The 10,899-nt window shown below is 61.8% G+C and carries 12 protein-coding genes; 1 reads left to right on the forward strand and 11 read right to left on the reverse strand.

The window, feature by feature from the left end:
- Positions 1 to 76: 76 nt before the first annotated feature.
- From CWI66_RS11860 to coxB, 3 genes are read right to left on the reverse strand one after another with little or no spacing between them, the layout of a single operon-like run.
- The gene (locus CWI66_RS11860) at positions 77 to 433 is read right to left on the reverse strand and encodes a hypothetical protein (RefSeq protein WP_039179486.1); all 357 of its coding nucleotides are present in this window, start codon (positions 431 to 433) and stop codon (positions 77 to 79) included.
- A 4-nt stretch (positions 434 to 437) separates the two neighbouring features.
- Entirely contained in the window at positions 438 to 2,963 is a 2,526-nt protein-coding gene (gene ctaD, locus CWI66_RS11865; protein ID WP_081191951.1) for a cytochrome c oxidase subunit I, read from the reverse strand.
- On the reverse strand, positions 2,960 to 4,021 hold the full coding sequence (gene coxB, locus CWI66_RS11870; protein WP_039179480.1) for a cytochrome c oxidase subunit II: 1,062 nt from the start codon (positions 4,019 to 4,021) through the stop codon (positions 2,960 to 2,962). The genes ctaD and coxB overlap by 4 nt, the downstream gene beginning before the upstream one ends.
- Before the next feature lie 37 nt (positions 4,022 to 4,058).
- Between coxB and CWI66_RS11875 the strand changes: the two genes are divergently transcribed.
- The gene (locus tag CWI66_RS11875; protein ID WP_016914243.1) at positions 4,059 to 4,517 is read left to right on the forward strand and encodes a DUF2231 domain-containing protein; all 459 of its coding nucleotides are present in this window, start codon (positions 4,059 to 4,061) and stop codon (positions 4,515 to 4,517) included.
- Between the two features lie 21 nt (positions 4,518 to 4,538).
- Here CWI66_RS11875 and CWI66_RS11880 read toward each other — a convergent pair whose 3' ends face one another.
- The 8 genes from CWI66_RS11880 to CWI66_RS11915 all read right to left on the reverse strand — a co-directional run bounded on the left by CWI66_RS11880 (position 4,539) and on the right by CWI66_RS11915 (position 10,785).
- Complete coding sequence (locus CWI66_RS11880; protein WP_016914244.1) at positions 4,539 to 4,964, reverse strand: CopD family protein; 426 nt, start codon at positions 4,962 to 4,964, stop codon at positions 4,539 to 4,541.
- 82 nt (positions 4,965 to 5,046) lie between these two features.
- Entirely contained in the window at positions 5,047 to 5,913 is an 867-nt protein-coding gene (locus CWI66_RS11885) for a DUF2797 domain-containing protein (RefSeq protein WP_081135091.1), read from the reverse strand.
- Positions 5,897 to 6,181 (reverse strand): YeaC family protein, encoded by a 285-nt coding sequence (locus tag CWI66_RS11890; protein ID WP_026001740.1) that lies wholly within the window; start codon positions 6,179 to 6,181, stop codon positions 5,897 to 5,899. Before CWI66_RS11890 ends, CWI66_RS11885 begins: the two co-directional genes overlap by 17 nt.
- Positions 6,182 to 6,206: 25 nt before the next feature.
- The gene (locus tag CWI66_RS11895) at positions 6,207 to 7,058 is read right to left on the reverse strand and encodes a rhomboid family intramembrane serine protease (RefSeq protein WP_039179472.1); all 852 of its coding nucleotides are present in this window, start codon (positions 7,056 to 7,058) and stop codon (positions 6,207 to 6,209) included.
- A gap of 199 nt (positions 7,059 to 7,257) precedes the next feature.
- Positions 7,258 to 8,244, reverse strand: a complete 987-nt coding sequence (locus CWI66_RS11900; RefSeq protein WP_081191949.1) for a metallophosphoesterase — start codon at positions 8,242 to 8,244, stop codon at positions 7,258 to 7,260.
- A gap of 1 nt (position 8,245) precedes the next feature.
- Positions 8,246 to 9,178: an NAD(+) kinase gene (locus CWI66_RS11905; RefSeq protein ID WP_081191947.1), complete on the reverse strand. Its 933-nt coding sequence runs from the start codon at positions 9,176 to 9,178 to the stop codon at positions 8,246 to 8,248.
- A gap of 108 nt (positions 9,179 to 9,286) precedes the next feature.
- Positions 9,287 to 10,156: a carboxylate/amino acid/amine transporter gene (locus tag CWI66_RS11910; protein WP_100731788.1), complete on the reverse strand. Its 870-nt coding sequence runs from the start codon at positions 10,154 to 10,156 to the stop codon at positions 9,287 to 9,289.
- 80 nt (positions 10,157 to 10,236) lie between these two features.
- Complete coding sequence (locus tag CWI66_RS11915; RefSeq protein ID WP_100731787.1) at positions 10,237 to 10,785, reverse strand: YqaE/Pmp3 family membrane protein; 549 nt, start codon at positions 10,783 to 10,785, stop codon at positions 10,237 to 10,239.
- Positions 10,786 to 10,899 lie beyond the last annotated feature (114 nt).

Consider the following 10,899-nt stretch of genomic DNA (forward strand, 5'->3'; position numbering starts at 1 on the left):
GTGCAGCGTATACAGCGGTGCTTCCAGGCTGTCGGGTTGGGCCGCCTGCGTGGCCGATGCGTCGCTCAAGGCCACGTTACACGCAAGGCGGAATGCCTATGATCGGCAGCGCCACGAACACCACGCTAAGCGCCGAGAACAGATACAGCCCCGCCGAGACCACGGCATTGAACCGAGCACGCCCCTGGTGGTGCTGACCTGCTTGCCAGCACCACCAGGTAAGCGCCGCCAGCAGCGCGGTCGTGACGAGACTCAGCAGCAGCATCCAGCCATTGAGCAGCGTGAACACGCCTCGCTCCGTGGCAGGGGCCGCCACCTCGCAAGCCACGGCGTGGCCTCCATAAACGGCGATGAACCAGATGCACCACACGGTCAGGCCCACCACGAAGTGGATGGGATGCGTCAACCTCAAGCGCTCGAGTAAAGGTGACATGGCCTCAACCTCCAATGACGCGGGGCAACACAGCGAGCGAGCCCACCAGGATCCAGAACACCACGGCGTTGTAGCGCCACAGCTGTACCACCACGGCAGGTTCGAACGGCGCATGGGCGCCCACGTAGCCGTAGCGCACCCGCAGCGCCTGCATGACCGTCAGCACGACCGCCAGCCCGCCGTGGAACAGGGCATAAATCAGGCCCAACAGCAGCACGGCATCGTGGGTGGTCTCGGTGGGAGCCAAATCGGCGGCCAGCATCACCCAGGTGGTCACGGCGACCTGCACGGCCCCCAGCGCACCGGCCAGATAGAAGCCGCTGGCAAGCCCGGCATCCTGCTGGCGGCGCAGCCCACGGATCATTTTGACCATCACGATGTAGCCCGCCGTCATGGCCAGAGCCGCTACCACCAGCCCCACCAACGACAGTGGCGACGTGTCGGGCATGCTCCACTCCGGGGAGACGGTCCATAGATAGAACCAGCCAAACAGGTACGAGAGGAAGAACGAGCCGTTGGCAATCAGGAAGGTGCCCATGGCCCACACACCCGGGCCATCCATGGTGCGAGAGTGCAGCGGCGGGGCACCGGGTGACACATCGGCATCCGGCGCGGCCTTGGGATGCGCGCCGTTCTCCCAGGACCAGCGCAGCAGGAACACCCCGGCAATCAGCACGAAGACACCAGCCAGCGCATAGACCCGCACCAGCAGGCTGATACACACCACCGCCAGCGCCATGGCCGCAAACAGCGGCCACCAGGAGTTACCCGGCAGGTGGATGATTTCACGCACCTTGCCGGAGATGGGGTCAGTGCCCCACATCTCACGCCGCCCGTGGGTGGCCACCGCCAGCGAGTGCTTCCCTTCTGCCATGGTGACAGGCAGGTTGGGGTCATCCCACAGGGGGTGACGGGTTTCGATCCTGGGCAGGCTGACGAAGTTGTAGGCACTGGGCGGCATGGTGTTGGCCCACTCCAGCGTATCGGCGTTCCAGGGGTTCTGCTTGGCGGGTTTGCCAAAGCGAAAGTGCAGCGCAATATCCAGCAGCACCATGGCAATACCGGCAGACATGACGAAGCTGCTGACCGACGAAAGCAGGTTGTAGATATCCCAGCCCATGCCGGTATCGTAGGTATAGACTCGGCGCGGCATCCCCAGCAGCCCGGTCCAGTGCATGATCAGGAAGGTGCCGTTGAAGCCCAGGAACGTCAGCCAGAAACCCCAGCGTCCAAGGTTCTCAGAGGGCATGCGCCCGGAAAACAGCGGCAGCCAGTAGTAGAGCCCGGCAATCAGCGGGAAGAACATGCCCCCCACCAGCACGTAGTGCATGTGCGCCACCACGAAGTGGGTATCGTGCACCTGCCAGTTGAACGGCACCAGCGCCAGCATGACGCCGGTCAAGCCACCACAGACAAAGATGATCAGAAAGCCCAGCACCCACAGCATGGGCAGCTTCATTTTGGGCTTGCCCAGCCATAGCGTGGCCAGCCACACGAACACCTGAATGGCCGTGGGCACTGCCACCAGCATACTGGCCGCCGAGAAGAAGGCTTGCGCCAGCTGGGGAATGCCCACGGTGAACATGTGGTGAACCCACAGGCCGAAGCTGATGAACCCCGTGACGATAATGGCAAAGACCACCCAGCCGTAGCCGACGATGGGCCTGCCAGCGAAGACTGGAATCAGCGTCGAGATGATCCCCGCCGCCGGCAGGAAGATGATGTAGACCTCAGGGTGCCCGAACAGCCAGAACAGGTGTTGCCACAGAATCGGATCGCCACCACTGGCCACTTCGAAAAACGGCATGCCGACGGCGCGCTCCAGCTCCAGCATGACACTGGCCAGAATCAGCGGCGGAAAGCCCACCACGATCATCAGCGCCATGGCGAGGATATACCAGGCAAACAGCGGCATTTTATGCAACGCCATGCCCTGGGTGCGGGTGCGCAAGATGGAGACGACGATTTCCACCCCGGCAGAAAGCGCTGAGATTTCCACGAAGGTAATCCCCAACAGCCAGAAATCAGGGCCAAGGTCAGGGGAGAACTCGCTGCTGCTGAGCGGGGTATACATGAACCAGCCGCTGGAAGGAGCGATTTCCAGAATCAGGCTGGAGGTCAGAATGATGCCGCCGAACAGGTAACACCAGTAGCCCAGCGAGGTCAGCCGGGGGCATACCAGGTCTCGCGCGCCGATCATCTTGGGGATCATGTAGATCGCCAAGCCCTCCAGCATGGGGATGGCGAACAGGAACATCATGACCGTGCCATGCATGGTCGTGACCTGATTGTAGATATCCGGCGACATGAAATCCTGATCGGGCATGGCCAGCTGGGTACGCACCAGCATGGCCAGGATGCCACCGATCAGGAAAAACACCATCCCGGTGATCATGAAACGCAGGCCCAGCGTCGTATGGTTGACGATGGTCAGTGCCTTCAACCCCTTGGGGTTGCCCCAGATATCGTGCAGGTCTTCGTGGAGCTGCTTCGGGTCCTGCTCAACGGCTTTTTGACTAACGCTACTCATGGGTTCAAGGTCTCCAACCAAGCACCCAGGCTGTCCAGGGTGTCCGTGTCGATATCATCGTGGGACGGCATCAGGTTACCGGGCTTCAGCGTCTGATGATGCTGCAGCCATTGGCTGATGGCGCCATCATCCATGGCCATCACACCAGCGCCCAGCGTCGCTCGGCTGCCCACGTCGGAAAGGTCGGGCCCCAGCGTGCCACCACTGACCCCGGCCACCGTATGGCAGCTGGCACAGTGAGTCATGAACGCGCTGCGCGCCTCGTCGTCGGCGGCATTGGCCGTGGCCGCTGCTGCCAGCGCATCCTGCTGGCGCTCGGCCAGCCAGGCGTCGTACTCTTCCCGGGGCAGGGCTTCGACGAACAGGTGCATGTGGGCATGCCCGATGCCACACAGCTCGGCGCACTGGGCACCGAAGACGGCAGGAATGTCTGCCTGCAGGCGAATGCGGTTTTCCCGGCCGGGAATCATGTCGACCTTGCCGCCCAGGCGCGGAATCCAGAAACCATGGATGACGTCGGCGCCGGTCACGTGGAAGTCCACCGGCTCGCCGACCGGCATCACCAGATGGTTGGCCGTGACCACCTCGCCGCCTTCGGCATTAGGGTAGCGCACTTCGAACCACCACTGGTGGCCGATGACTTCGATCACCTCGCCGGGTTCGCCAATGGCCAGCATGCGCTGACCGGCGGGCACGCCAAAGGCGAGCAGCGCCACGATGCTGGCCACGGGCAGCAGGATACCGCCACCCAGAATCCAGTGGCGAGCCACCTTGCGCTCCTGGGAAGGCGTGCGGGTGACGTCCCTGGGCTTGAAGGCAAACAGCCACAACGCTGTGATGACCGCCAGCACCACGGTGCTGAAGGTCAACATGATCCACCAAATCAGGGCAACATCTCGTGCAGCCTGCCCAGCGGGGTCTAGAATGGACTTATCGCCCGCACAGCCAGCGGTCAACAGGGCCAGTCCGAGAACCGCCAAAATGGCTATCCGGTTGACCCGCCGACCCGTAACGCGTTGAATGTTGGGCGAGGCTATATTGCTGTTGCGTTCCCTCATCTGCTGTTTCCCTTTAGTCTGCCCACAGGAAGTGACCATGGCGCCAACTCCCCAACGTTCGATCAAAAGCCGAGCCTCTTTGGCTGGCCACCCACTGCACCCCGTAATGATTCACTTCCCCGTTGCTGCCCTGATGGCCCTGGTGGCAAGCGACCTGGCCTACTGGTATACCGAAGACCCTTTCTGGATGCGCAGCGGCCTGTGGCTGGCGGGCGTCGGTGCCTTTGGCGGCTGGGTCGCCTCGATAGCCGGTATCATCGATCTGGTCACGGTGTCGCGCATTCGGCGTCTGATTACCGGCTGGAGCCACGCCATCGTGGCGGTGGTGATGCTCTCGCTGGCGTCGTTCAACTGGCTGCTGCGCTTCAACGAGCCCGACGCGATCCTGCCCTGGGGGCTGGCGGTATCGCTGCTGACCGGAGGGCTGATTGCGCTGGCCGGCTGGCTGGGCGGCCAACTGGTTTATGAACACGCCGTGGGCGTGGATGTCGACTGACCACCTGCTCATGGGCATCGGCTAACTCCAATCAAGTGGTTTGGCCAGCACGAAGCCCAGTACGGCCAGAATACCCGCCACTGCCAGCAACAGCGCCAGCAGGTTGGCGGGTTTCACACCGCGATAGATGCCCATTTCCAGGCGTAGAATCAGCCAGCCAAAACAGCCGTGGGCAGCCACCATGACCACCACCGCGGCCAGCTTGAAGATCAGCCACCCCCCCATTAACCCGTGAAGCAGGAACAGCAGCGTGCCCGACGCAATGGCCAGCAGCGCGGCAGGGGTGGCAACGGAGTTGTAGAAGTAGCGCGGCATGGGCGGTGAGCCCTGCGCAAAGCCAGCGTCCTTGCGCAGCTGAAGGGCGTGACTCAGCAGCGCAGGTAAGTAAAGCAGCGAACCGCACCAGATAACCAGTGCGGCAATGTGAAGCAATTTTAGCCAGGGCATTGCGGCTTCCTTGCGTTGCATTGGGCAGGGGGAGAAATAACTCCGTTAACCTTAGACAACACTGGCCACTCTGGCTAGCCGTTTAGCTAACGATAATCTCGTAACCCGTGAATTTACGAAGATTTATCACGCCGGTATCGAGTATCAGGTACTGCCCTTTCACGCCCTGCAAGACACCCTCTACCTGTGGCTGCTTATCGAAATTGTGCGACACCACCTTGCGTGGAAAAGCCTCCACCGGGTAGTGGAAGTGGTAAGGCGTTTCATCCAGTTCACGAATGGCATCCTCACCGTGCACCTGGCGCAGTTGCGCCAGCCCATCGGCCAATACGCTCAACAGACGGTCTCGCTCTGCACACAGGTCCAGCGTGGCCACCTCGCCTTTCAACATCGCCCGCCAGTTGGTGCGGTCGGCGACTTGCTCCTTGAACAGCATTTCGACCATGCCGGACTGCTGCCGCGTATTGACCTCCAGAATAGGCAGCGCCTGAATGGCCCCCTGATCCAGCCAGCGGGTGGGCATCTGGGTTTTGCGGGTGATGCCCACCTTCAGCCCCGAGGAGTTGGCAAGATAAACGATATGGGGCTGGAAACAGTGGGCTTCGCCCCACTCGGGTTCGCGGCAGGTGCCCTGGTAGTAGTGGCAGGTTTCCGGCTTCATGATGCAGGTATCGCACTGGGCCAAGCGCTTGAAACACGGGTAGCAATATCCCTGAGCAAAGCTCTTGTTGGTGGCGCGCCCGCAGTGAGTGCAGGCAATGGCCCCGCTCCAGTGCAGGCGTATGAACGACCCTACCCGCTCGTTCAGGCCAACCCGATGCTCCCCGGCACGCAGGTGGTACACCACCTCGGCATCCTTGCGGCTTGGCACACTGGCCGCCATTTTCTGCAGACACCCCTGCACCGGCGTAGCATCGGTGGCAAACAAATCATCAGTCACGGGTGGCATCCCGCGCCAGGCCTGCCATTTCCGGGCTGACGCCCGCTCCCGTGGCACCCGCCCCACAGGTGCGGCGCTCCAGGTAACCCACCCGGTTGGCTTCGGGCACGTTGTTTTCCATTTCATAGCGCATCACCGCCTCAAGGCAGAGCTCAGTCTGCTCGGCGGTCAGGCGACGCCCATCCGGCCACTTGCGCAGGGCAACCGCCTGCTTGAGGCTTTCATAGATGGTGGGCGTCATTTGATGAATCATCTTGTCGAACGTCATGTCACTCACGGTCAGCACCTCTTTTGCGGGTTGCTCAAAGCGTTTTGAAGCGGGAAGAATAATACCAGCCGGTTGCCAGCCCCACGAGCAGGCCACCCAAATGCGCCTCGTTGGCAACGTTGCCAAAGCCCACGGTGCCTGCAATGCCGGTCATGGTAAAGACCATCCAGCCCAGCATGAAGACCACCAGCATTTGCGGCACGAAAAAACCGCTGCCTGGGGCACGCCGGGACATCAGCCACACATGCGCCAGCAGCGCATAGACGACCCCGGACATGCCACCAAACAGCACCGTGCCGGTCATGTACTGGGCAAGGTTGGCACCGATGCCCGCCAGCAACAGCAATAGCAGCATCGTTTTGCTGCCCTGGCGCCGTTCGATCTGCTGGCCGAAATACCACACCCACATCAGGTTGAAGATCAGGTGCATCCAGCCAAAGTGGAGAAAAGCCGGTGACAGCAGGCGCCACACCTGACCACTGAGCAAGGTATCGGGCAGCGAACCGTAGACCAGTTGCCCCCCAGAGACACCCACCGGCACGATGGTCAAAGAGACGATCAGCAGATCGCCCCAGATCCCGGTCAATGCAAATACGGCCAGACTGATCAGAATCATCAGCGCCGTCACCGGTACTTGTCGCAGAGTCGCGACCAGCCCTTGGGTGGGCAGCGAGCGCTTGGGTGGCGCCGCGTCGCTGATCAGCTCGTCGCCTCGCTCCCAGCGAGCCACCAGGGCACGGAGCTCATCGTATTGGCGCGGGTCAGCCACCCAGAGGAGCTGGCCGTCTTCTTCATCGGTGATGCGATGGCCTATCCGGTAATGCCATAGGGCCTTGCGCAGCGCTTGAGTGTCTGCATCGGGGGGCAAGAGCATGACGGGGTGCATGACATCTTCCTTTTAACCAGTGGTCATGACGCTTACGCGCACGTTTGCCATCGGATACGCAAAAAAATCCGGCGGAGGGGGCCGCCGGATAAAAGCAAGGGATCATTCAAGGGAACACTTACTCTGATAGCCGGCAGCAGGGTTAGTTCAGCAGTTTTGCAAAAATTATGTAACCAATTGTAATAATTGCTCAAAAGGGTCAATCAAAATCGATCTCCCAGGGCTTGGGCAATGCCCGCTCTTCTCTAGGCACTTGAATCCAGACGAAATGATCGGCATTCAACTGTTGTTCACCGCTCCAACGATAGGCCACCAGTCGACCAAATTTTACCGCACTGTAGTCCAGACAAGCGATATTGGCGGCGGGCAAGGCGGGAATGCCCTCGCACCAGTAGTGGCCGATGAACAGCGGCGGCTGCTCCGGGCCGTAATAGCTGAGCCGCTCGCGCTCCTGCAGCGTCAATGGCCGCGTCTCCAGGTCGCCCGGCAGGTTATCCGGCTGGAATACCACATCACCCCACTGCTGCGGGTTGGCCGACCAGAAGTGCGCGCGAAAGGTCTGCCGGGTAAAACCGTCGCCCGAGTGGATGGCCACGCCTTCCGGTAGCCGAATGTGCGGGCCACGGGTCAGGCGGTCGAGAATTCGGAACGCCTGGGTCGAGGGGTCGGTAGACTCCACCAGAAAGCGGTCGTCCAGTTGGGCAGACGGTGAACGCTGACGGAGCTGGCGAATCAGCTCATCGTCCCAACAGGCGTGCACCACCCGGATACCGTCCAGTTCCAGGCACAGCGGAATGGTCTTGAACCATGCCAGGGTATCTTCCCACTCGTTGGTATGGTCACGATACTGGTCGAGGGTATCCTGAATGATGCGATTATGGCGCGGCGTATGCTCGCGCAGCCAGCGCTTGGCGCTGCCTGGCGGGGCCGGGTGCATATAGGCCAGGGCGTTGTATTCATGGTTGCCCATGACGATATGCGCCTCGCCCTCCTCGACCATGCGCCGCGCGATGGACACCGCCAGCCGAATGCGTGGGCCGCGATCGATCAGGTCCCCCAGGAAGATCACCTTGCGGCGCGGGTGGCGATACACGCCCTTGCGCTGATGGTAGCCCAGCTTCTCCAGCAGCGCGGCCAGGGTGGCACCGCAGCCGTGAATATCGCCAATGAGATCGTAGCCCTCCATGTCAATCTCCTAGCCGATGGCTCCAACCGAGTTTGCTGCGCAGCACTTCATAGAAGTTATGCCCCAAGGGGTGTACCAGTTGAACGCGCTCCGGTTTGCGGGTGATCACCAGCACATCATCGGGCTTGGCCACCGCGCGGGTTAGCCCGTCGCAACTGATATGCGGGTAGGTCTGGTTGGTTTCGCCGATGTGTATACGAATCTCGCTGGCGGCATCGATCACGATCGGTCGGCTGGAGAGGGTATGCGGAAACATGGGCACCAGCGTGACCACATCCAGCTTGGGGTGCATGATGGGGCCCCCACCGGAAAGCGCATAGGCCGTCGAGCCAGTCGGCGTGGCGACGATCAATCCATCACTGCGCTGGCTGTAGACGAACTGGCCGTCGATGAACAGCTCGAATTCGATCATGCGAACCGCTTTGCCTGGGTGCACGACAACTTCGTTGAGCGCTTCGCCGTTACCCACCGCCACGCCATTGCGGTACAGCACGGCATCCAGCAGAAAGCGCTCTTCTATTTCGAACTCGCCTGCCAGCACCTCCCCCACACGCTGTTCCAGCTCGTCGGGGGAGATATCGGTCAGGAAGCCGAGCCGCCCGCGATTGACGCCCAGAATCAGCGTGCCACTGCGGCACAGGGTGCGGGCGGCGCCCAGCAAGCTACCGTCGCCGCCCACCACGATGACCAGATCGCACAGCTCGCCCAGCATGCGACGACTGGCTTCCGGCTGGCCATGATGCGGCAGCGCGGTGGCGGTACGGTCCTCGATCAGCACCTTGTAGCCATGGCCAACCAGGTAATCCACCAAGCGCTGGAGCGAGTCCAGCACCTTGTCGCTGCCCAGGCGGCCAATCAGGCCAATGGTCTTGAACGGCGGCGTGGCTGGACGCTGGCGCCCGGCGGCGGTTTGTGAGGTTGAGGTATGAGACATGGGCGACTCTCGCTGGCATCAGCCCACATTATGGGGAGTCATGGGGTATCGGGCAAATCCGGCGGCGTGGCGATGACCCTCACCACGCCGTAAAATCAGCAGCTTGAGTCAGGCCAGGGCAATCTTGCGGCGCTGCAACCACCAGTGGTTGAGCCACAGAGACGCCCCCATGATGGCAGCGCCCAGCAACAGCTTGCCCAGATCCGCATCGCGGTTCCAGATGACCAGATTGACCACCAGCCCAGCAGGCACCAGCGCGTTGTTCATGATGGCCAGGGTGCCCGCATCCACCCGCGTGGCGCCCTGGTTCCAGGCGAAGTAGCCCACCCCGGAGGCCACCAGACCCAACCACGCCAGCACGCCCCACTGCACCGGAGTGCTGGGTAGCGCTGACACGTTACCGAACAGCAGGAAGGCCGGCAGCGCCACCAGCATGGCGCCGATGAAGAACCAGCCAAACACGTTGTGCCAGGCCAGGGTGGGCGGCAGGTCTGCCGCTAGACGCCGATAGCCTACTTGACCAATCGCAAAGCACAGGTTGGCCCCTTGAACGACCAGAAAGCCCAGCCAGAAGCCGCTGTCGATGCCGTCGTAGCGGATCACCCCGGCACCCAGCACCGCCAGCAGCGCGGTGACCAGATAAATGGGCGTGAATCGCTTGAACATCAGGTCATCCAGCAGGGCGATATACACGGGGGTGAAAATAGTGAACAGCAGGACTTCCGGCACCGACAGCAGCAGGAAGGATTGGTAGAAGAAGGTGTACATGACGCCCAGCTGAATGGCGCCCAGCGCCATCAGTGCCAGCCGCTGCTTACCCTGCAGCAGGCCCGGCCGTAAAAACGGCAGGAACACCAGCATGGCGAGTGCTACCCTGATCAGAACGGCAAAGTAGCTATCCACCTGCCCCGCCAGGTAGACGCCAATCAAGGAGAAAGAGAAGGCCCAAAGCGCCGTGACACCGACCAGATAGCTCACCAGTAAACCCCCGAAAAACATAAAAGTTGACGGAGATTATACGCAGTTATCGTTGGCTGCCAATGGCCACGGCGAGGAAATCAGCGCTCAGCGTGATGTTTGCCAAGCCAGCGCCAGGCGTAGATCACCCCAGGTACCCAGCCCAGCAGGGTCAGGAGCGTCGCCGTGGCCACCCGCTGCCCGCCGCCATCGGTCAGCCCCACCGCCAAAGGCGGCAGCAATATGGCCAGCGCGCGATAGGCCAGGCGCAAGGCAGCCGGTTCCTGCACGGTGGGCTGCCCCGGAGATGCCTGCGATGCGCTCAAAGAAGCAGGCTGCGCCACCGCTGGCGGCGTGTAGTGCCCTACCGGGTCCGGGGCATGGGCTGGCGTGTTTGTGACCTGCGTATTTGGGGCCTTCGCCTCTGACGCTTCGGCCTTCTCCTGAGCGCGGGCCAGCGCTTTGCGGTGCGCTTCCTTGTTGATTTTCTGCTCCAGGGTCTCGACGCCTTCGGTCAGGTCATCGTGAAAACGCTCCCAGTCTTCCCAGTCATGGGGCGTACCCGCCTTGGGGCGCTGGTTACCGGAGCCGCGCGCCCGCTCCCAGGCCTTCTCTTCCAGGGTATTGGGGCGCTCCGGCTCTCGTTCCAGACCGACTCCCTTGCGGTTGAGGTATTCACGTGCGTCCTTGACATCCTCCCCTCCCTCAGCTTGCGCTGCCGTCTAGCGACGGAAAGGAAGGGGATTCCCAGGTTGTTACCTTTC

Source organism: Halomonas sp. 141 (genome assembly GCF_002810305.1).
GTDB classification, from domain to species: domain Bacteria; phylum Pseudomonadota; class Gammaproteobacteria; order Pseudomonadales; family Halomonadaceae; genus Vreelandella; species Vreelandella stevensii.

What these genes read in the sequence shown, in the direction of transcription:
- CWI66_RS11860 (WP_039179486.1), bottom strand. Translation starts at nt 433, where the DNA reads ATGTCACCTTTACTCGAGCGCTTGAGGTTGACGCATCCCATCCACTTC.
- ctaD (WP_081191951.1), bottom strand. Translation starts at nt 2,963, where the DNA reads ATGAGTAGCGTTAGTCAAAAAGCCGTTGAGCAGGACCCGAAGCAGCTC.
- coxB (WP_039179480.1), bottom strand. Translation starts at nt 4,021, where the DNA reads ATGAGGGAACGCAACAGCAATATAGCCTCGCCCAACATTCAACGCGTT.
- CWI66_RS11875 (WP_016914243.1), top strand. Translation starts at nt 4,059, where the DNA reads ATGGCGCCAACTCCCCAACGTTCGATCAAAAGCCGAGCCTCTTTGGCT.
- CWI66_RS11880 (WP_016914244.1), bottom strand. Translation starts at nt 4,964, where the DNA reads ATGCCCTGGCTAAAATTGCTTCACATTGCCGCACTGGTTATCTGGTGC.
- CWI66_RS11885 (WP_081135091.1), bottom strand. Translation starts at nt 5,913, where the DNA reads ATGCCACCCGTGACTGATGATTTGTTTGCCACCGATGCTACGCCGGTG.
- CWI66_RS11895 (WP_039179472.1), bottom strand. Translation starts at nt 7,058, where the DNA reads ATGCACCCCGTCATGCTCTTGCCCCCCGATGCAGACACTCAAGCGCTG.
- CWI66_RS11900 (WP_081191949.1), bottom strand. Translation starts at nt 8,244, where the DNA reads ATGGAGGGCTACGATCTCATTGGCGATATTCACGGCTGCGGTGCCACC.
- CWI66_RS11905 (WP_081191947.1), bottom strand. Translation starts at nt 9,178, where the DNA reads ATGTCTCATACCTCAACCTCACAAACCGCCGCCGGGCGCCAGCGTCCA.